Here is a 19,870-nt window from a genome sequence, read left to right as displayed (position 1 = left end):
CGGTGGCCGTCAGACCAGGAAGCGCCGCGCCAGCCGCACCCAGAAGGTTGCGCCCAAGGGCAGTGCCAGGTCGTTGAAGTCGTAGCAGGGGTTGTGCACTTCGCAGCTGCCGCTGCCTTCGCCGTTGCCGATCAGCAGGTAGCAGCCAGGCACCTGTTCGAGCCAGAAGGCGAAGTCGTCGCTGGCGCAGATCGGTTTCTGGCCCTTTGCAAGGCCTTCGTCGCCAAGCCAGTCGCGCAGTACCTGTTCGGCTAGCTGGCTGGCTTGCGGGTCGTTGACCAGTACCGGATAGCCTTCGCCGAAACTCACCTCGGCGGCGGCTCCGTAGCTTTGCGCGTGGTGCTCGGCCAAGGCCTGAATGCGCTGGCGCAGCAGGCGGCGCACGGTGGGGTCCAGCGCCCGCACACTCAGGCGCAGCTCGGCCTGGCCGGGAATGACATTGGCGGCATCGCCGGCGAGGAAGGCGCCCACGGTGATGATCGCGGTTTCGCTCGGCGGCACGTTGCGCGAGACGATAGTCTGCAACGCCAGTACCAGCGAGGCGCCCACCACCACCGGGTCGATCGTACGGTCAGGCATCGCGCCGTGGCCGCCGTTGCCATGGATGACGATGGTGACGCTGTCGGTGGAGGCCATGCGTGGTCCGGCGAGTACGCCGAACTGGCCCAGCGGCATGCCGGGGGAGTTGTGCAATGCATACACCGCGTCGCAAGGGAAACGCTCGAACACGCCCTCATCAAGCATTCGCTTGGCCCCTGAGCCACCGTGGCCTTCCTCGGCTGGTTGGAAGATCAGGTGAAGAGTGCCACGCCAATTGCGCTCGCGGGCCAACTCGCAGGCGGCGGCCAAGAGCATCGCGGTGTGCCCGTCGTGGCCGCAGGCGTGCATCTTGCCCGGTACCGTGCTGGCCCAGGGTTTGTCGCTCTGTTCCTCGATGGGCAAGGCGTCCAGTTCGGCACGCAGGCCCAGGGTGGGACCTTTGCCATTGCGCAAAGTGCCAACCACGGCGGTGCCTGCCATGCCCGGGTGGACCTCGTAGCCCCATTCGCGCAAGTGGCTGGCCACTCGCGCGCTGGTAGCAAATTCTTCGAAACCCAGTTCGGGCTGTTGATGGATCGCCCGGCGCAACTCGATCATGGCCGGGGTGATGGCAGCGATGCCGGGGGCAATGCAGGTGGTATGCATGTTGTCATTTCCTGGTTCGCGAGGCGACACTGCTGGGCCAGTTGGCGGCCTTGGCCTCGTGCTCTAACCTAGCGCCATCGGCGGCGGGGCATAAGCCGCAAAAATGTTGTCATGACGACCCTTGGTGTTCAGGCAGGAGACTCTTCGTGAAGCTGCACCAGCTACAGGCCCTGATCGCAGTGGCCGACCACGGCGGCATCCGCTCGGCCGCCCGGGCCCTGGACTTATCCCAGGCCGCCATCACACGTGCCCTGCGCGAGCTGGAGGAAGAGCAAGGGCTGCCCTTGCTGTCCCGCCATGCCGGCGGTGCGCGCCTGACCTTTGGCGGGCTGACGCTTTTACCTCATGCTCGGCAGATCGCCAGCCAACTGGAAAAGGCTCAGCGCGACTTGGCGAGCCTGCGCGGCGAAGCGCCGACCCGCCTGTGCGTGGGCATTACGCCTTGGTTCGGGCAGACCTTGCTGGGCACGGCACTGCAAGCCTTTCGTCAGCAGATGCCAGGGGTCCAACTGGAGCTTTACGAAGGCCTGCAGGCGGTTAGCCTGACATTGCTGCGCAGCGGCCAGATGCAGTTCGCCCTAGGGCCTGCCGGCGGGCTGTCGACCCAGGAGTTCAGTCATGAGGTTTTGGCCCACTACCCCATGCGGGTGTTGGCGCGTATCGATCACCCTATGCTTGGCGCTCGGTCGCTGGGACAGCTACTCGGGCAGGACTGGGTGATGAACTTTACCCAAGCTGGGCAACAAGCGTTGATGCATCAACTGTTTGGGCGTCATGGATTGACCATTGAGCCAGGACGAATCGTCTGCGCTCAATCCAGCGCTATGCTTAGCAGCCTGATCATCGATGGTGAAATGCTTGGGTTTTCGCCTGAACCAATGCTTCTGTGTGAGCCCTTGCGCAGCAAGGCGAAAGCGTTGGAACTTGAGGAGTCCTTGGATGAGGGCGACCTTAGCGTGATCCAGTTGCGTGACCAGACTCTGGACCCGGCCGCGCGTTGTTTGGTGAGTTGTCTACGGCAGGCGCTAAAGGCCTCGAATCGCTCAAGTGATGTAACAGGTAGGCGGATTATGGAAAAGCTCAGATTGAGCTTTTGATAGTCGCAACATAGATGGACAGTCCTCGAACGATACTTAATCGGTAATTGGCCGTTGGGTGGCTAAGTACCTGATTCACTGCACTGACCTGAGCCTTCGCCATAACGTGGTCCGGCTGATTCCCAACTGCCGCGCCGCTTCGTCGAGATTGCCCTGGCAGTTGTCCAGGGTTTCCTGCACATGCCGCAGCTGGGCGGCCTTGCCGATGCTGTGCAGGTCCGACTCCCGGGAAGGCCTGGCACGGCTGGTTGGCGCGACACTTTCGCACAGCTCGGGTAGCACCCGCGCCAGATACTGTTCGTCCACGCCGTGATCCCCCAGCAGCTCGCAGGCCGAGAGCATCGCCCGCTCGATCACGTTCTCCAGCTCACGCACATTGCCTGGCCACCCATAACGTGCCAGGTAAGGCAGCAGGGCGCTTGGCACCTCCGCCGCGCCGGGCGGCTGACCCTGGACCAGCAGGCGCTGGCTGATGCCTCGGCAGATCAGGGCGATATCCTCGGGGCGCTCACGCAAGGGCGTGGTCTGCAGGCGCAAGATGTTGAGCCGGTAATACAGGTCGGTACGAAAATCGCCATCTTGTATCGCGGCACTTAGGTCCTGATGGGTGGCGGCGATGATGCGCACATCGATCGCGATCGGCTCGGTGCCGCCCAGGCGCAGGACCTCGCGCTCCTGCAGTACCCGCAACAAGCGCGTCTGCAGTGACACGGGCATGTCGCCGATCTCGTCGAGGAACAGCGTGCCACGGTGAGCCACTTCGAACAGGCCGGGCTTGCCGCCCTTGCGCGAGCCACTGAAGGCACCTTCCTCATAGCCGAACAGTTCGCTTTCCAGCAGCGACTCCGGGAATGCAGCGCAGTTGATGGCGACGAAGGGGCCTTGCCGGCGCGGGCTCTCGTTATGGATGCCCTGGGCCAGCAGCTCTTTGCCGGTACCGCTTTCACCGGTGATCAGGATGGTTGACTGGCTGGCGGCGAAACGCCTGGCCAGCTGCAGCATTTCGCGGTTGGCCCGGCTGTTGCCGTCGAGCTGCTCGAGGCGGTATCGGGCGGTAAAGGCGCCGGGGCGGCGGGTGGAGCGAATGCGTTGGTCCGCGCGCTGCACGGCGGTGGTGTCCTGGCAGGTCAGGACCAGGCCGGTGCGCTGGCCGTTCTCCAGGATCGGCAGCAGGTTGCTGACCACTGCATGTGAGCCGAGCCGGATCACCCGGTTTTCTTCGCCACCCTCCGCAAACGCCTGCTCCAGGTCCAGTTCCGGGCACAGCTGCTGCAATGGACGGCCCAGCGCCGCGCTGAGGGGCAAATCCAGCAGATGGGCCAGGGCCGGATTCAGCGACTGCACCACGCCCTGGTTGTCGACTGCCGCCACGCCGGTGGGGATGTGGTGCAGCACGGCGTTCAAGTGCCGGCGCTTGGCGATCTCGATACGTTGGCTGTCGAGAATGCCCAAGGCCTCTTCGAGCGCCTTGCGCACCGTGTCCTCGCTCAGTGACAGCACGCCGTGCAGGCCTGCCTGTTCCGCCAGCTCCACCACCGTCGAGGAACCGATGATGCTGCCACATCCCAGCCGCGCGGCCTGTTCGACCTCTTGGCGAGCTTCTTCCAGGGAGGTGTAGGCGGCCTGGTGAACCTGCACCGTGAACAGCGCGGCCATGGCCTGAAGGCCCTGGTCGATGCGGTTGTAGCTGAGCAAGGCCACTTGCGAGGCATGCTCGCGCGCCTGCCCCAGCGCCCGCAGCAGGTCATCGCCGCCCACGCGCATCGTCAGTACCGGGCGCGCCAGGTGCTTGCGCAGGTAGGCGGCAGTGGCCCCGGCGCAGATGAACACGTCGGCTTCGCCGCGCAACTCCAATTCGCGGGCGACTTGCAGTGCCTCGGTCACCGAGGTGTCGAGCACTTCGATGTGGGTGTCGGGGTAGTCCGTGGCGAGCGCGGCCACCATATGGGCGAGGCGGCTGCGTTGCCGGGGGCGCTGCAGGTGGCTGATCAGCACGACGACCTGGGAGGTGGGGGAGTGCATGGCGGCGCCTGTTCAGAATTGAAGTGTTTCCATAGTGAACTACTTTGTTTCATATGTGAAATATGGCGTCTCGTCAGCTTTTCCCATAAGTCGCTGCAGGCCAGGTTCGACGGGGGCTGCAGGTGACCCGGGCAAAGTTGGCCCAGGTGTTGCTCTAGCTGACCTGCCCACTTGAAACCGAAGGCAGGACCATTGATTCATGAGCAGTTCCTCTACGATTTGTCCGGCAGGCGACACACTCGCGGTCGCGACCGATGAGCAGCGCCTTGTCGACTTCATCCGTGAGCAGGCAACGGCAACGCGCGTTGACATGCAAGCCCGCAAGCGCCTGAGCGGCGGTGCCATCCAGGAAAACTGGCTGCTCGAATTGCTGATTGAGGGCGGCCCTTGGGCCGGTGCCCGGCGCTGGGTGTTGCGCAGCGACGCGCTGTCCGCGCTGCCGGCCAGCCTCGACCGCGCCCAGGAGTTCGCCGTGTTGCAGGTGGCCCACCAGGCCGGGGTGAAAGTGCCGCGCCCGCTCTGGCTATGTCGCGATATGCAGGTCCACGGGCGGGTGTTCTTCCTGATGGAGTATGTGCCGGGTGTCGCAGCCGGGCGGCTGCTCAGCGCAGGGGCGGGCGCCCAGGGCCAGGCCCGGCTGGCAGAGCAGCTCGGCGCCAACTTGGCGCGCCTGCATCAGATCCGCCCGCCGAGTGCGGCGCTGGACTTCCTGCCCGTGCCGCAGCGTTCGCCGGCCCTGGCCACCGTCGATGCCTATCGTCGTTACCTCGACACCCTTGACGATGCCTACCCGGCACTGGAGTGGGGCCTGCGCTGGTGCGAGCTGCATGCCCCGCGCGACAGCCGTCTGTGTCTGCTGCACCGCGACTACCGCACGGGCAACTACCTGGCCAGCGAGCAGGGGCTGGAGGCGGTGCTGGACTGGGAATTCACCGGCTGGGGCGACCCTTGCGAGGACCTGGGTTGGTTCACCGCCCCCTGTTGGCGCTTCACGCGCCCTGACCTGGAGGCCGGCGGCATCGGCCAGCTGGCGGATTTCCTGCGTGGCTACCACCAGCTATCGCCACTGTGGATCGAGCCCCGCCAACTGCACTACTGGCAGGTCATGGCGACCCTGCGCTGGGCGGTGATCGCGCTGCAGCAGGGGCAGCGCCACCTGTCCGGCGAAGAACCTTCCCTGGAGCTGGCACTGACTGCGCGCCTGCTGCCGGAGCTTGAACTCGACATCCTGAACATGACCGGAGCCGATGCGCCATGACTCAGCCGCACGCCCATGAACTTCTCGAAATTGCCCGGCAGACCTTGCTGGAGCAGGTCTTGCCGGCGCTACCCGGCGAGCTGCGCTACCCGACGCTGATGATCGCCAACGCCATGGCCATCGCCGCCCGGGAAAACCGCCTGGACGCCGCCGTCAGCCTTAAAGAGCAGATTCACCTGGCTGCGCTGATCGATGCGCCCGCCCCGTCGTTGCAGGACGCCCGACGCCAGCTGGCGCGGGCGATTCGCCAAGGTCGCCACGACACCCCGCACAGCGCTCGCAGCCTGGTCGAGACGCTGCGCCAGGTGACCCTCGACCGGCTGGCGATCAGTAACCCCAAGGCCGTGCGCTGAGCGCGGCGAGCCCCTGTTTCAAGACCGACAAGCACGAACAAGGACAATCATGAATTTCACCCTCCCAGACGAACTGCTCGAACTGCAGGCCAGAACCCGCACTTTCATTGCCGAACAGGTCATCCCGTTCGAAAACGACCCACGCCAGGATGCCCACGGCCCCAGTGACGCCCTGCGCCGGGACCTGCAAGCCCGCGCCCAGGCAGCGGGCCTGCTGACGCCCCATGCCAGCCGTGAAATGGGTGGGCTGGGCCTGAGCCATGCGGCCAAGGCCATCGTCTTCGAAGAGGCCGGTTACTCGCCCCTGGGGCCGGTGGCGCTGAATATCCATGCCCCGGACGAAGGCAACATCCACCTGATGGACGTGGTGGCCACCGAAGCGCAGAAGGACCGCTGGCTGCGGCCTTTGGTCCAGGGGCACGTGCGTTCGTGCTTCGCCATGACCGAACCGGCGCCGGGCTCGGGGTCTGATCCATCGATGCTGCGTACTACCGCCACCCGCGATGGCGACGATTACCTGATCAACGGCCGCAAATGGTTGATCACCGGGGCCGACGGCGCCGGGTTCGCGATCATCATGGCGCGCATGGAGGATGGCTCTGCGACCATGTTCCTCACCGACATGCAGCGCGACGGGATCATCCACGAACGTCAGCTGGATACGCTAGACAGCTGCTTCACCGGCGGCCACGGGCAACTGCGCTTCGACAACCTGCGGGTACCGGCCAGCGATGTGCTGGGCGAGATCGGCAAGGGCTTCCGCTATGCCCAGGTGCGCCTGGCACCGGCGCGCCTGACCCACTGCATGCGCTGGCTCGGCGCTGCGCGACGGGCCCATGACATCGCCTGTGACTACGCACGCACCCGCGATGCGTTCGGCAAGCCGCTGGGTGAGCATCAGGGCGTAGGCTTCATGCTGGCCGACAACATGATGGACCTGCATGTGGTGCGCCTGGCGGTCTGGCACTGCGCCTGGGTGCTCGACCAAGGCCAGCGCGCCAATGTCGATTCGAGCATGGCCAAGGTGATCAGCGCCGAGGCGCTGTGGCGGGTGGTCGATCGCTGCGTACAGGTGCTGGGCGGGCGTGGAGTGACTGGGGAGACCGTGGTGGAGCGGATCTTCCGCGACATTCGCCCATTCCGCATCTACGACGGCCCGAGCGAAGTACACCGCATGAGCCTGGCGAAGAAGCTCCTCGACCAGCGCCCGGGAGCCCACTGATGCAGCCGACTGTTGCCCGACTGTTCGCCCTTGATGGGCGCCGCGCCTTGGTGACCGGCGCCTCCAGCGGCCTTGGCCGACATTTCGCCACTACCCTGGCGGCGGCCGGTGCCGAGGTGGTGGTGACGGCCAGGCGCCTGGCGCCGCTGCAGAGCCTGGTCGAGTCCATTGAGCTGGCCGGTGGTCGCGCGCGGGCTTTAGCCCTGGATGTGACCTGCCGTGACGATGTGTGCCGGGTGCTCGACGCCGCCGGCACGCTGGATGTGCTGGTCAACAACGCCGGGGTGAGCGACAGCCAGCCGCTACTGGCCTGCGACGACCAGAGCTGGGACCGGGTGTTCGACACCAACCTCAAGGGCGCCTGGACTGTGGCCCAGGAGTGCGCCCGGCGGATGGTCGCCGCGGGGCAGGGCGGCAGCCTGATCAATGTGACCTCGATCCTCGCCAGCCGCGTGGCCGGCGCCGTTGGCCCCTATCTGGCGGCCAAGGCCGGGCTTGCCCACCTGACCCGCGCCATGGCCCTGGAACTGGCGCGCCATGGCATCCGGGTGAACGCCCTGGCGCCGGGCTACGTGATAACCGAGCTCAACGATGCCTTCCTGGCCGGCGAGGCCGGGGAGAAGCTGCGCTTGCGTATCCCCAGCCGGCGCTTCAGCCAGCCGCAGGACCTGGACGGCGCCTTGCTGTTGCTGGCCAGCGATGCCGGGCGGGCCATGAGCGGCACCGAGATCGTGGTCGATGGCGGGCATCTGTGCAGCAGCCTGTGATCTGACGCGGACCCAAGCCTGAGGCGAGAACAACAATAAGCAGGAGATGTGTATGTACCTTCAATGCCTGGATAACCTGTCGATGGGGTGTCAGTGATGATTCACCCAACCTTCGAGCATGAGCTTGCCCCCAACGAAGCCAACCATGTGCCCCTTTCACCGTTGTCGTTCCTCAAACGCGCCGCCCAGGTGTACCCGCAGCGTGATGCCGTGGTCTATGGCGAGCGGCGTTACAGCTACCAGTTGCTGCACCAGCGCAGCCGCGCCCTGGCCAGTGCGCTGGAGCGGGTCGGCGTGCAGCCGGGCGAGCGGGTGGCGATACTCGCGCCGAACATCCCTGAAATGCTCGAGGCGCACTATGGCGTGCCTGGTGCGGGCGCCGTTCTGGTGTGCATCAATATCCGCCTGGAGGCGCGCAGCATCGCCTTCATCCTGCGTCATTGCGCAGCCAAGGTACTGATCTGCGATCGCGAGCTCGGCGGAGTCGTCCATCAGGCACTGGCCATGCTCGACACACCGCCATTGCTGGTGGGCATCGACGATGACGCGGCCGAGCCGGGCGAGCTGGCCGACGACCTGGACTATGAGACGTTCCTGGCCCAGGGCGACCCGGCCAGGCCGCTGAGCGCGCCGCAGAATGAATGGCAGTCGATCGCTATCAACTACACCTCTGGCACCACGGGTGACCCCAAGGGTGTGGTGCTGCATCACCGCGGCGCCTACCTCAACGCCTGCGCCGGGGCGCTGATCTTCCAGCTGGGGCCGCGCAGCGTCTACCTGTGGACCTTGCCGATGTTCCACTGCAACGGCTGGAGCCACACCTGGGCGGTGACCCTGTCCGGTGGCACCCATGTGTGCCTGCGCAAGGTCCAGCCCGAGGCGATCCACACCGCGATCGCCGTGCATGGCGTGACCCATTTGAGCGCCGCGCCGGTGGTGATGTCGATGTTGATCCATGCCCAGCACGCCGGCGCGCCGAGCGGGCCGGTATCGGTGATCACAGGCGGCGCCGCGCCACCCAGCGCGGTGATCGCCGCGATGGAGGCACGCGGCTTCAGCATCACCCACGCCTACGGCATGACCGAAAGCTACGGCCCCAGCACCCTGTGCCTGTGGCAGCCGGGTGTCGACGAGTTGCCGCTGGAGGCCCGGGCCCAGTTCATGAGCCGCCAGGGCGTCGCCCACCCGATGCTTGAAGAGGCCACGGTGCTGGATACCGACAGCGGCCGCCCGGTCCCGGCCGACGGCCTTACCCTTGGCGAGCTGGTGGTGCGGGGCAACACTGTGATGAAAGGCTACCTGCACAACCCAGAGGCTACCCGTGCCGCGTTGGCCAACGGCTGGCTGCACACGGGCGACCTGGCCGTGCTGCACCCGGACGGCTATGTGGAAATCAAGGACCGGGCCAAGGACATCATCATTTCTGGCGGCGAGAACATCAGTTCGCTGGAGATAGAAGAAGTGCTCTACCAGCACCCCGAGGTGGTCGAGGCTGCGGTGGTGGCGCGTCCGGATTCGCGCTGGGGCGAGACACCTCACGCTTTCGTCACGCTGCGCGCTGATGCACTGGCCAGCGGGGACGACCTGGTCCGCTGGTGCCGTGAGCGTCTGGCGCACTTCAAGGCGCCGCGCCATGTGTCGCTCGTGGACCTGCCCAAGACCGCCACTGGCAAAATACAGAAGTTCGTCCTGCGTGAGTGGGCCCGGCAACAGGAGGCGCAGATCGCCGACGCCGAGCATTGATCGAGTGCAACTCCTGTACACCCATAACAACAACGACTTTGACCGAGGTGTCCCATGTCCAGCCTGTTATACGCGCGTGTTCGCGCCAATGCCCGGTTCCAGCAACTGGTGGCGCGCAGAAACCGTTTCACCCTGAGCCTGTTCGTGCTGATTCTGGCCACGTTCTATGGCTACATCGGGTTGGTATCGTTTTGGCCCGAACTGATTGCCAGGCGCCTGGCCCAAGGGTCGAACATGACCATGGGCGTGGCTGCCGGCGCCTTCCTGTTCGTGTTCTTTTGTGCGTTGTCGGCGTTCTACGTGTACCGGGCCAATGGCGAGTTCGATAGCCTGACCCAGGCGCTGCTCAGCGGGCTGGAAGAGGAGCAGGGCGCATGAAAAAACTCGTGCCTCTGGCCCTGCTGCTGCACTCAGGCCTGCTGCTGGCTTCGCCTTCGCTCGACGCTGGTCAGCGTCAGCCGCTCAACCTGCATGCCATCGGCATGTTCATGGTGTTCGTGCTGTTCACCTTGTGCATCACCTGGTGGGCGGCGCGTCGCACACGCTCGACGGCAGACTTCTACAGCGCCGGTGGCGGCATCCAGGGCTGGCAGAACGGCCTGGCGCTGGCCGGTGACTACATGTCCGCCTCGACGCTGTTGGGGATCACCGCGCTCATCTACACCTCTGGCATGGATGGCTACATCTACCTCATCGCTTTCTTCGCGGGCTGGCCGGTGTTGCTGCTGTTGATGACCGAGCGGCTGCGCAATCTGGGCCGCTTCACCTTTGCCGATATCACCTCGTACCGCCTCGACCAAGGCAAGGTGCGCACCATGGCCGCCATCGGCTCGCTGACCGTGGTGTGTTTCTACCTGGTGGCGCAGATGGTCGGGGCCGGGCAGTTGATCAGGTTGCTGTTCGGCCTGGACTACCACATCGCGGTGGTCATCGTCGGTGCGCTGATGATGCTGTATGTGACCTTCGGCGGCATGGTGGCGACTACCTGGGTGCAGATCATCAAGGCGTTCCTGCTGCTGGTCGGCGGCTCGCTGGTTCTGTTCCTGGCGATGCGCGAGTTCGACTTCAGCTATGACGCGCTGGTGAGCAAGGCCATGGACACCCATGCCCTGGGCGAACGCCTGCTGGCGCCCGGCAGCCTGCTGGCCGACCCGTTGACCGCGCTGTCGCTGAGCCTGGGGCTGGTGTTCGGCACCGCCGGGCTGCCGCATATCCTGATGCGCTTCTTCACCGTCAGCGATGCCCGGGAGGCGCGCAAGTCGGTGCTCTATGCCACCGGGTTCATCGGCTACTTCTTCAATGTCATTTTCCTGCTGGGCCTGGCGTCGATCGTGATCGTCAGTCAGCAGCCGAAGTTCTTCGAGGGCGGTGAGGTGGGTGGCAAGCTGCTGGGCGGGGGCAATATGGTGGTCATGCACCTGGCCCAGGCAGTCGGCGGCAACCTGCTGCTGGGTTTCTTGTCGGCAGTGACCTTCGCCACCATCCTGGCTGTGGTTTCAGGCCTGGCCCTGGCCGGGGCGTCCGCCATCGCCCATGACCTGTATGCGCGGGTGATCATGAAGGGCGCGGCCAGCGAGGCGCAGGAGCTGCGGGTGACCAAGTTGGCTACCCTGAGCCTTGGGTTGGTGGCCATAGCCTTGGGCATCCTGTTCGAAAATATCAACGTGGCTTTCATGGTTGCGCTGGCCTTTGGTATTGCCGCTTCGGCCAACTTCCCGGTGCTGTTCCTGTCGATGTTCTGGTCGGGGCTGACCACCCGCGGCGCATTGGCCGGTGGCTACGTCGGGTTGCTCAGTGCCATGGGCTTCGTGGTGTTTTCCAAGCTGGTGTGGGTGGATGTGTTGCACTTTGCTGAACCGCTGTTCCCCTATACCCAGCCTGCGCTGTTCTCCATGCCGCCGGCGTTTTTGGTGGCGTATGCGGTTTCCCGGATGGACCGCACTGCGCGGGCCAAGGCCGAAAGGGCGGCCTTCGCCGACCAGTTCGTCCGTGGCCAGACCGGCCTTGGTGCCAGCGGTGCCGTCGATCATTGAGTAACCCGCGGCCGCAAGCGCAGGAGTGCCGGCGGCCGTGTGATACCTCGCTAGTAACCTCTGAAGATCTCCCCGATGCTGGTAATCGGATGCCCCATGTGCTGCGCCGTCCCCCGGTTGACGAGGGACGGCCGAGGGGCAAAAAGGGCACTCAGGAAAATGGCCAGCGTCAACACGGCAAGTAGAAAACCAAATCGGCGCATAGGATCCTCCAGCGATTTTTATAGTTGTTGTCTTCGGGTTCAATCCGCGAAAGCACGGTTAATGCCCAGGCTCTTGCTCGCGGGCGAATGACTTGGTCGTGGCTGCGATGTCCTGGTCGCCGTAGCCCATTGCGGCCGCACGCTGCACGACCTGGCACACCGCATCGAAGACCGGGGTCCAGACGCCTTGTGCGTGCAGGGATTGGGCAATGTGCGCGAAGGCGTCCGCATGCACATCGAGCCTCGCCTGGTCGCCTTCGAAATCTTGCGTTTCGAGCCGGCGTACGGCTTCCTCGAGTGCGTCAGCGACGAAAAAACGTGATGTGTCGAGCAGGAGCCTTGCCGTCTTCGAAACAGGCAGGCCAAAACGATCGCCGGCACCCACGGCCTCGAAGAAAGTCACCATCGCGGCAAACGCATGCGCGTGAAGGACGGTCGCAAAGGCCAATGCTTCGTCCCAGGGAAGGAACACCGTATGGCCGGCGAGCCCCTCAAGCAGCGCCCGATGCTGCTCGAAGGCTGCACGATCGCCGGTATGAATGCTGTGGCTTTCGCGGTGGCCGACGTTGCGGGGGTAGGCCACGATCATCCCTTTGACGTAATGGCCGCCCGCCTGATTGACGAGGCCCTGAAGCGCCAGGCCTTCGTCTTGGGCGTTGGTCGTGTAATCGACGATCGTACGATGGGCGAGTGCACGCGCCACACCCGGCATCCCGAGGACCTCGTGGGTCGCGTGGTTGTCCAGGAGCACGAAGATCGTGGCCGGGCTTGCGCTCAGCGCGGCTTTGACGCTGTCGCACAGATGAGCGCCAGCGGCGACGAGTGCCGCGGCCTTGCCGGGTGATCGGTTCCAGATCGCGACGCGCTTGCCTTGCTTGAGCAACGCTTGGGCCATGATGGTTCCCATGGCACCGAGCCCGATTACGGAAACGTCGAACTCGAAGCTTTCATCACTGTGTTCACGCACGATCAAACCCTCATGATTGTTGTTTTACGTGAGTTGCCATCAGATGCAGCCTTTGCTCACAGTAGGTGCTGTGAGCGCGCCCAATCCGTCGCGTCAGCCAGCGTCCGCTCGAAGGCGCTGAAGATCGCCTCGATATCGTCCTGGGTGGTAATCAACGGAGGACAGAAGGCGATCGTGTCGTAGATGGCGCGAATGATCAGCCCATGCTTGTGAGCCTGTTTGAACACGTAGCCGCCCAACGTCCCTGGCTGGGCGAACGGTTGGCGGGTGGCCTTGTCGGCAACCAGTTCGATCCCGCCCATCAGCCCGACGCCTCGGACGTTGCCGACCAACGGGTGGTCTTCGAACGCGCGTAGCCGGCGCTGGAACACGGGGGCCAGGCACTGCACATGGCCAACCAGGTCGCGCTCCTCGATGATGCGGATGTTTTCCAGCGCAACCGCGGTGGCAACGGGGTGGCCGGTGCAGGTCAGGCCGTGGGCAAATGCCCCCAGACGCTGGCTCTGGGTCACCAGCAGATCATTGATGGCATCGGACACCACTACGGCCGCCAGCGGCTGGTAGGAGGAGGTGAGCTGCTTGGAGAGCACCATGATGTCGGGCTGGATGCCGTACAACTGAGAGCCGAACATTGTGCCAAGCCTGCCAAAGCCGGTGATGATTTCGTCGATCACCACGAGGATGTCGTAGCGTTTGCACACCGCCTGGATCGCCGCCCAGTAGCCTGTGGGAGGAGGGATCACGCCGCCTGCCGCGATCACCGGCTCGCCGATGAACGCGGCGATGGTTTCCGGCCCTTCGGCAAGGATGTAGCGTTCCAGTTCGTTCGCCAGACGAACCGTAAAGGCCTCTTGTGATTCTCCTGGCCGAGCAGATCGGTAGAAGTTCGGGCAGGTCAGGTGATGAACCGGGATGGCCGGCAGATCGAAGTCACGGTGCATCGATGGGATGCCGGTCAGGCTTGCTGCGGCGACGGTGGCGCCGTGATAGGCCTGTTGTCGAGAGATGAATTTCTTTTTGGCGGGCCGGCCCAGTGCGTTGTTCACGTACCACACCATTTTCACCACCGAATCATTGGCCTCGGAACCTGAGTTGGTGAAGAACACATGGTTCAGATCGCCAGGCGCAAGTTCGGCCAGCTTGGCGGCGAGCGACGCCGCCGGCGCATTGGTCTTGTGGCTGAAGCTGTGGTAGTAGGGCAGTTGCTTGAACTGCTCGACGGCAGCATCGACCAGGCGCTGTTCACTGAAGCCCAATGCCGCGCTCCACAGGCCCGACATGGCTTCGATGTAGGCATTGCCTTGCTCGTCGAAGACCCGCACGCGGTCACCTCTCGCGATCACGAGTGGCCCGATTTCCTGGTGCAGCGCAAGGTTGGTATTGGGATGAATGAATGAAGCCAGGTCATTCTGAACGGTTGAAGTGACGTTGCTCATTGGCGTGATTTCCTACCACGGATGGGTTGTCGACTGCATGCGATGGACCTGCGTGCGGCACCTGCATCGATACAGGTTGCACAGCAGGCCCAGGCATTTACTGGCGCAGCGCTGCCGCGACCGATTCACCAAAGGCTTTCAGGCCTTCTTCCAGTTGGTCGGTCGGGGTGTTCACCGGTGGCATCAGCTTGATGATTTCGCCGTTAGGGCCACAGCGGTCGACCAGCACGCCCGCTTGCAGCACGCGCTGCTGGGCATCCTTGGCCAAGGCCACGTTGCCGCGGCCGAAATCGATGCCGGCGATCATGCCGCGCGAGCGGGCGGAGGCGACGCCCGGGATCTCCGCGAAGCCGGCAACCGCACGTGTCATGGCCCCGCTGTTGTCGGTCAGCAGCTTCAGGAACTGCTCGTCGCGCCAATAGCCGAGCGCGATCTGCGCGGTCAGGAAGGCCAGCTGGTTGCCGCGGAACGTGCCGATGTGATCGCCCGGCTGCCACACATCCAGCCCGGCGCGGATCAACACGATCGCCATCGGCAGGCCAAAGCCGCCGATGGATTTCGCGCAGGTGATCAGGTCCGGCACGATCCCGGAGCGCTCGAAACCGAAGAAGTCGCCCGTGCGGCCACAGCCAGCCTGGATCTCGTCGCAGATGAGCACAACCCCGTGATCGCGGGTCCATTGGCGCAAACGCTGCAACCACAGGTTGGAGGCCGGGTAGACACCGGCCTGGATCTGCACCGACTCAACGATCACGGCGGCTGGCAGTTCCGATCCGCTGCCCTGGTCGTTGGCCAGGCGCTCGAGGAAGCCCATGCTGTCGAACTCACCGTAAGGGCTGTCTTCGTACGGTACGAACACCACGTCGTTGGACAGCCCGGGGCCTCGGCGGGTGCGGTTCCCAGTGACCGCCAGCGCACCGGCCGTCATGCCGTGGTAAGCCCCGTAGAAGGAGACCACCTTGGTGCGCCCGGTCGCCTTGCGCGCCAGCTTCAATGCCGCTTCGACGGCATCGGCACCGGTCGGGCCGGTGAACTGCACCTTGTAGTCCCAGCCGCGTGGCTTGAACAGGTCACGCTCGATCGACTCCAGGAACTGGCGCTTGGTGGTGGTGTGCAGGTCGAGGGCATGGGTCACGCCGTTGGCCGACAGGTAGGCGATCAACGCATCGCGCATGCGCGGGTCGTTGTGGCCATAGTTCAGGGCGCCGGCGCTGGCGAAGAAGTCCAGGTACTCGCGGCCATCTTCGCCGCGGATCTTGCTACCTTGGGCGGTATCGAACACCAGCGGCAAGTCGCGGCAGTACATCCGCACGTTGGACTCGAGCCTTTCGAACGTTTCGATGTTGTTCATGCATAACCTCTTGCAATGATGGGGTGTCGTGGGGCGGTCAGTGCTTGAACATCACGTGGCGGACCACGGTGTAGTCTTCCAGGCCGTACATGGACAGGTCCTTGCCGTACCCCGACAGCTTCACGCCGCCATGGGGCATCTCGCTCACCAGCATGAAGTGGGTGTTGACCCAGGTGCAGCCGTACTGCAGGCGGGCGGCCAGGCGATGTGCCCGCCCCACGTCGGCGGTCCACACCGAAGAGGCCAGGCCGTAGTCCGATTCATTGGCCCAGGCCAGTACCTGGGCCTCATCCTCGAAGGGCGAGACCGTTACCACCGGGCCGAAGATTTCACGGCACACCACCTCGTCTTCCTGCCGGGTGCCGGCCAGGACCGTGGGCTCGAAGAAGAACCCGGCACTTGCTGCGCGCTTGCCACCTGTGACGACTTCGATATGGGGCAGCTCCCTGGCCCGGTTCACGAAGCCCTCGACACGCTGCAGATGCTCTTGGGTGATCAGCGGGCCCATTTCGGTTGCCGGGTCATCCTGCAACCCGCATTTGATGCTGGACACGGCTTCGCCAAGCTTGCGAACGAACTCCGGGTAGACCGCCTTCTGCACATAGAGGCGACACGCGGCAGTACAGTCCTGGCCGGCGTTGTAGAAGCCGAAGGCGCGAATGCCCTCGACGGCGGCGTCGATGTCGGCATCGTCGAAGATCAGCACGGGGGCTTTGCCCCCCAGCTCCATATGCATGCGCTTCACACTGTCGGCCGTGCCTTCGATGATGCGGCTTCCGGTACGTACGGAACCGGTCAGCGACACCATGCGCACCAGAGCATGACTGGTCAGCGGCTCACCCACCGTGGCGCCGCGCCCATGGACGATGTTGACCACCCCGGCGGGGAAGATATCGGCGAGCAGCTCCCCCAGCTTCAAGGTGCTCATCGGGGTGTGCTCGGAGGGCTTCAGGACCACGGTGTTGCCGCCGGCCAAGGCCGGGCCGAGCTTCCACGCCGCCATCAGCAACGGGTAGTTCCACGGCGCGATGGAGGCTACGACACCGACCGCGTCGCGGCGGATCATCGAGGTGTGCCCCGGGATGTACTCGCCCGCCGCCGAGCCTTGCAGGCAGCGAACGGCGCCGGCGAAGAAGCGGAACACGTCCGACACGGCGGGCAGTTCGTCCTGCAGCACGGCCGTGAACGGCTTGCCGCAGTTGTCCGCCTCCAGGCGGGCGAACACCGCGGCCTGGGCGTCGATGCGGTCGGCGAGGGTGAGCAGCAGTGCCGCACGGTCCTTGGGCGGTGTTTGCGACCAGGCTTCGAAGGCCGCATCCGCGCTTTTCACCGCGGCATGCACCTGGGCATGGCTGGCCTCGTGGGTCTGTACCAGGACGCGGCCCTGGGAGGGGTTGTAGACGTCCACGTGGTCGCCTTCGCCGGCTACGAGGGCACCATTGATCAGCAGTTTTGTTTGCATGTCGATCTCGTCATTGAACGGCAAGGCCTGTGGCCTGCCTTGTGATTGTCGTCAGAGCGTTCGATGGGAAGAGGGGGCTATACCAGGGCGTCGGGGACCGGGTTACGGAACAGGCTGGTCCGGCAGGCGAGGTAGACAAGCCCAAGGCCGAGCCAGCAACCGCCCATGATCAGGGCGTCTTTATCCAGGCTGACCAGCATCCACCCGGCCGTGACCAGGCCGATGAGCGGAAAGAGCACCCCGCGCAGCAACCCGGCGCCGTCCTTGACGCGCGCATCGAAGGTGAGCCGCAAGGCGCACAGGTTGACGGCGGTGAAGGCGAGAAAGGCGCCGAAGTTGACCAGGGAAGTCGCGGTTGCGATCGTCAGGCCAAACCCGGCGGTGCCGAAAACACCGCACAGCAGGATGTTGAAGGCCGGGGTCTTGTAGCGAGGGTGCAGCGCGCCGAACAAGCGCCGGGGCAGCTGGTTGTCCCGGCCAAGGGCGTAGAGCAGCCGGCCCACGCTGGCCTGGAATGACATCCCCGCAGCGAAGTGGGCGACGATGATCCCGGCCAGGACCACGGCGAAGAACAGGTCGCCGCCGATCATCCGGGCAATCTCGAAGGCGGCCCCGTCCACAAGCTCGAACGTGGGGGAGGGGTGCGCCAGGTACATGAAGTACGAGGAGCCGACGTAGACCGAACCGCCGATCAACGCGACCAGCAGGATGGCGCGCGGCAGCGTGCGGCCAGGGTCGCGGGTTTCCTCGCTCAGCGTGGACAGCGCGTCAAAGCCCAGGAACGAGTACGCGGCAATGGCGGCGCCGGCCATGCTGGTGGCGAAGGGCACGTCCGGATTGAAGAACGGCTTGGCCGACAGCAGCCCGCCAGGGCCGTTGGCCGCCACGATGTAGTGCACGCACAGCCCTATGAACACGACGATGATGACCAGTTGCACCACCATCAACAGCACGTTGAAGCGGTTGGCGACCTGAATGCCGAGCACATTGAGCAGCGAGGTGGAGACGATGAAGCCAGTGACCCACACCCACTGGGGCACTTCTGGAAACGCCATGTTGAGGTAGCTGGCGCCGAGCAGCCAGATCAGCATCGGGATGAAGAAGTAGTCGAGCAGGGCTGCCCAGCCCACCATGAAGCCGAGGTTGGCATTGAGCATCTTGCGGGTGTAGGTGTAGGCCGAACCTGCCACCGGGAACACCCTGACCAGTCGGCCATAGCTCAAGGCCGTGAACACCACGCCGGTGGCTGCGACCAGGTAGGCCATGGCCGTGGTGTTGCCGCTGGCCTGGGTGATCACGCCATAGGTGCCGAAGACGATCAGCGGGGCCAGAAATGCCAGGCCGAACAGCAGCACGGAAAACGGGCCCAGGGTGCGCCTCAACGAGGCGCCGGGGGTTGACTGACTCATGACGGTGCCCTCTTACGCGACGAAGTGGTAAGCGGTGGTGATGATGTCGTGGTAGGCCTCTACGGACATCGCCTTGGCATTGCTGGCGTCCGAGAAGTTCTGCTTGGACTTCTCGGCAATGGTCGGGAAGTCTTCCTCGCGCACACCCTTGACCTCGGCGAAACGGGGGATGCCCAGGTCCTTGCTCATCTGGAACAGGTGGCCGACAGCGGCCTCGGCGGCGTCGACCGGCGAAAGCGTGGGGTCGATCCCCAGCGCGTAGGCCACCTGGGCATGGCGGACGATATCGGCATCACGGTTGTGGCCGAACACGAAGGGCAGGAAGATCGCGTTGCCGACACCGTGGGGCGTGTCGTACATGCCGCCGATGGCTTCGGAAATGCAGTGCACGCTGCCGACGTCGGCGTTGCCGAAGGCCATGCCGGCAATCAGGCTGGCCACCAGCATCTGCTCCCGGGCCGCCTGGTTGTCGGGCTCCTGCACGGCCGCCTTGAGGTGCTGGCTGATCAGGCGGATGGCATGCAGCGCCAGGCCGTCGCTGATCGGGTTTGCCACGCGGCAGGTGTAGGCTTCGATGGCATGGGTCAGGGCATCCATGCCGGTTGCGGCGGCAATCGACGGCGGCAGCGTGTCGGTGATATGGGAGTCGAGCAATGCCAGCACCGGGCCGATGCGATAGTCCAGCACGTTCATCTTGAAGTGGCGGGCGGTGTCGGTAATCACCGAGAAGCAAGTCACTTCGCTGCCGGTGCCGGCCGTGGTCGGGATGGCGACGATGGGCGGGATGGCATGGGTGAGCGTGAACGACCCTTCGTAGTCCTCGATACGGCCGTCGTGGGTGAGCAGCAGGCTGATGGCCTTGGCCGCATCCATCGCGCTGCCGCCACCCACGGCCAGCAGGCCGTCGATACCCGTGCCCCGATAGCGCTGGGCGGTGTGGTTAATGTCTTCACTGCGCGGGTTGGCCTTGATGTCCGCCACTTCCTCGTAGGCGATGCCGGCCTTGTCGAGGCTGGCGTAGACGCTGTCCAGCAGGCCTGCTGCCTTGACCCCGGCATCGGTCACGATCAACACGTGGGCCAGGCCGAGTTGCCGCAGGTGTTCACCGGTGCGCTCGCGCAGGCCGGGTTCCATCACGATTTTGCTGGGGAGTAAAAACTTGAATTCCATACGTACCTCTTGCTCAATTGTTGTCATTGTCGAAAGGGCAGTGGAGGGGCATCCGCGCCTGGCCGTGTTTAACGGCTCGGGCGCGTAATCTGGGCCTGGCGGTTAAGCACGGGCCGGAATGTTGTTGTTTTGGGTCTTGCGTAAACCTGTTGCGAAAAGGCTCCAGCGGAATAAAAAGAGGGGCGACCAAGC

16 protein-coding genes are annotated in these 19,870 nt (G+C 64.6%); 8 read left to right on the top strand and 8 right to left on the bottom strand.

Annotated elements, in window-relative coordinates; translation table 11 throughout:
• Window positions 1–9: 9 nt before the first annotated feature.
• Complete coding sequence (locus ABE456_RS01010; protein ID WP_346642309.1) at window positions 10–1,185, bottom strand: M20 aminoacylase family protein; 1,176 nt, start codon at window positions 1,183–1,185, stop codon at window positions 10–12.
• A 146-nt stretch (window positions 1,186–1,331) separates the two neighbouring features.
• On the opposite strand from ABE456_RS01010, the gene ABE456_RS01005 reads away from it, so the two are divergent.
• The gene (locus tag ABE456_RS01005) at window positions 1,332–2,282 is read left to right on the top strand and encodes a LysR substrate-binding domain-containing protein (protein ID WP_346642308.1); all 951 of its coding nucleotides are present in this window, start codon (window positions 1,332–1,334) and stop codon (window positions 2,280–2,282) included.
• 75 nt (window positions 2,283–2,357) lie between these two features.
• Here the strand turns inward: ABE456_RS01005 and prpR are convergent, their stop codons facing one another.
• Window positions 2,358–4,304 (bottom strand): propionate catabolism operon regulatory protein PrpR, encoded by a 1,947-nt coding sequence (gene prpR, locus ABE456_RS01000; protein WP_346642307.1) that lies wholly within the window; start codon window positions 4,302–4,304, stop codon window positions 2,358–2,360.
• A gap of 199 nt (window positions 4,305–4,503) precedes the next feature.
• Here prpR and ABE456_RS00995 point away from each other — a divergent pair, with 199 nt between their 5' ends.
• From ABE456_RS00995 to ABE456_RS00965, 7 genes are all read left to right on the top strand, one after another.
• Window positions 4,504–5,562 (top strand): phosphotransferase family protein, encoded by a 1,059-nt coding sequence (locus ABE456_RS00995; protein ID WP_346642306.1) that lies wholly within the window; start codon window positions 4,504–4,506, stop codon window positions 5,560–5,562.
• A complete protein-coding gene (locus ABE456_RS00990) occupies window positions 5,559–5,915 on the top strand; it encodes a DUF6285 domain-containing protein (RefSeq protein WP_346642305.1) in 357 nt (118 codons plus the stop codon). Before ABE456_RS00995 ends, ABE456_RS00990 begins: the two co-directional genes overlap by 4 nt.
• Before the next feature lie 49 nt (window positions 5,916–5,964).
• Entirely contained in the window at window positions 5,965–7,137 is a 1,173-nt protein-coding gene (locus ABE456_RS00985) for an acyl-CoA dehydrogenase family protein (protein ID WP_346642304.1), read from the top strand.
• Entirely contained in the window at window positions 7,137–7,904 is a 768-nt protein-coding gene (locus ABE456_RS00980; RefSeq protein WP_346642303.1) for an SDR family oxidoreductase, read from the top strand. The genes ABE456_RS00985 and ABE456_RS00980 overlap by 1 nt, the downstream gene beginning before the upstream one ends.
• Before the next feature lie 96 nt (window positions 7,905–8,000).
• Window positions 8,001–9,647 (top strand): acyl-CoA synthetase, encoded by a 1,647-nt coding sequence (locus ABE456_RS00975; protein ID WP_346642302.1) that lies wholly within the window; start codon window positions 8,001–8,003, stop codon window positions 9,645–9,647.
• A 54-nt stretch (window positions 9,648–9,701) separates the two neighbouring features.
• Entirely contained in the window at window positions 9,702–10,025 is a 324-nt protein-coding gene (locus ABE456_RS00970; protein WP_346642301.1) for a DUF485 domain-containing protein, read from the top strand.
• Window positions 10,022–11,680 carry a cation acetate symporter gene (locus ABE456_RS00965; RefSeq protein WP_346642300.1) on the top strand — a complete coding sequence of 553 codons (1,659 nt, stop codon included), beginning with the start codon at window positions 10,022–10,024 and terminating at the stop codon, window positions 11,678–11,680. Before ABE456_RS00970 ends, ABE456_RS00965 begins: the two co-directional genes overlap by 4 nt.
• A 261-nt stretch (window positions 11,681–11,941) precedes the next feature.
• Here ABE456_RS00965 and ABE456_RS00960 read toward each other — a convergent pair whose 3' ends face one another.
• The 6 genes from ABE456_RS00960 to ABE456_RS00935 form a co-directional block, all read right to left on the bottom strand.
• The gene (locus ABE456_RS00960) at window positions 11,942–12,850 is read right to left on the bottom strand and encodes an NAD(P)-binding domain-containing protein (RefSeq protein ID WP_346642299.1); all 909 of its coding nucleotides are present in this window, start codon (window positions 12,848–12,850) and stop codon (window positions 11,942–11,944) included.
• 56 nt (window positions 12,851–12,906) lie between these two features.
• Entirely contained in the window at window positions 12,907–14,286 is a 1,380-nt protein-coding gene (locus ABE456_RS00955; RefSeq protein ID WP_346642298.1) for an aspartate aminotransferase family protein, read from the bottom strand.
• Window positions 14,287–14,383: 97 nt separating this feature from the next.
• Window positions 14,384–15,637: a diaminobutyrate--2-oxoglutarate transaminase gene (locus tag ABE456_RS00950; protein WP_346642297.1), complete on the bottom strand. Its 1,254-nt coding sequence runs from the start codon at window positions 15,635–15,637 to the stop codon at window positions 14,384–14,386.
• Window positions 15,638–15,674: 37 nt separating this feature from the next.
• A complete protein-coding gene (locus tag ABE456_RS00945; protein ID WP_346642296.1) occupies window positions 15,675–17,099 on the bottom strand; it encodes a gamma-aminobutyraldehyde dehydrogenase in 1,425 nt (474 codons plus the stop codon).
• A 77-nt stretch (window positions 17,100–17,176) separates the two neighbouring features.
• Window positions 17,177–18,508, bottom strand: coding sequence for an APC family permease (locus tag ABE456_RS00940; protein WP_346642295.1), 1,332 nt, complete (start codon window positions 18,506–18,508; stop codon window positions 17,177–17,179).
• A 12-nt stretch (window positions 18,509–18,520) separates the two neighbouring features.
• Window positions 18,521–19,678: an iron-containing alcohol dehydrogenase gene (locus tag ABE456_RS00935; protein ID WP_346642294.1), complete on the bottom strand. Its 1,158-nt coding sequence runs from the start codon at window positions 19,676–19,678 to the stop codon at window positions 18,521–18,523.
• Between the last annotated feature and the right edge of the window lie 192 nt (window positions 19,679–19,870).

The organism is Pseudomonas sp. TWI929 (assembly GCF_039673335.1).
Lineage (GTDB): Bacteria > Pseudomonadota > Gammaproteobacteria > Pseudomonadales > Pseudomonadaceae > Aquipseudomonas.
The sequence above is the reverse complement of the archived record's forward strand: the minus strand, read 5'-3'. Positions and strand labels throughout refer to the sequence as shown.

Excerpts from the sequence above, each read along its gene's own strand:
- ABE456_RS01010 (WP_346642309.1), bottom strand. The coding sequence starts at position 1,185 with ATGCATACCACCTGCATTGCCCCCGGCATCGCTGCCATCACCCCGGCC.
- prpR (WP_346642307.1), bottom strand. The coding sequence starts at position 4,304 with ATGCACTCCCCCACCTCCCAGGTCGTCGTGCTGATCAGCCACCTGCAG.
- ABE456_RS00995 (WP_346642306.1), top strand. The coding sequence starts at position 4,504 with ATGAGCAGTTCCTCTACGATTTGTCCGGCAGGCGACACACTCGCGGTC.
- ABE456_RS00990 (WP_346642305.1), top strand. The coding sequence starts at position 5,559 with ATGACTCAGCCGCACGCCCATGAACTTCTCGAAATTGCCCGGCAGACC.
- ABE456_RS00985 (WP_346642304.1), top strand. The coding sequence starts at position 5,965 with ATGAATTTCACCCTCCCAGACGAACTGCTCGAACTGCAGGCCAGAACC.
- ABE456_RS00980 (WP_346642303.1), top strand. The coding sequence starts at position 7,137 with ATGCAGCCGACTGTTGCCCGACTGTTCGCCCTTGATGGGCGCCGCGCC.
- ABE456_RS00975 (WP_346642302.1), top strand. The coding sequence starts at position 8,001 with ATGATTCACCCAACCTTCGAGCATGAGCTTGCCCCCAACGAAGCCAAC.
- ABE456_RS00970 (WP_346642301.1), top strand. The coding sequence starts at position 9,702 with ATGTCCAGCCTGTTATACGCGCGTGTTCGCGCCAATGCCCGGTTCCAG.
- ABE456_RS00965 (WP_346642300.1), top strand. The coding sequence starts at position 10,022 with ATGAAAAAACTCGTGCCTCTGGCCCTGCTGCTGCACTCAGGCCTGCTG.
- ABE456_RS00955 (WP_346642298.1), bottom strand. The coding sequence starts at position 14,286 with ATGAGCAACGTCACTTCAACCGTTCAGAATGACCTGGCTTCATTCATT.
- ABE456_RS00950 (WP_346642297.1), bottom strand. The coding sequence starts at position 15,637 with ATGAACAACATCGAAACGTTCGAAAGGCTCGAGTCCAACGTGCGGATG.
- ABE456_RS00945 (WP_346642296.1), bottom strand. The coding sequence starts at position 17,099 with ATGCAAACAAAACTGCTGATCAATGGTGCCCTCGTAGCCGGCGAAGGC.
- ABE456_RS00940 (WP_346642295.1), bottom strand. The coding sequence starts at position 18,508 with ATGAGTCAGTCAACCCCCGGCGCCTCGTTGAGGCGCACCCTGGGCCCG.
- ABE456_RS00935 (WP_346642294.1), bottom strand. The coding sequence starts at position 19,678 with ATGGAATTCAAGTTTTTACTCCCCAGCAAAATCGTGATGGAACCCGGC.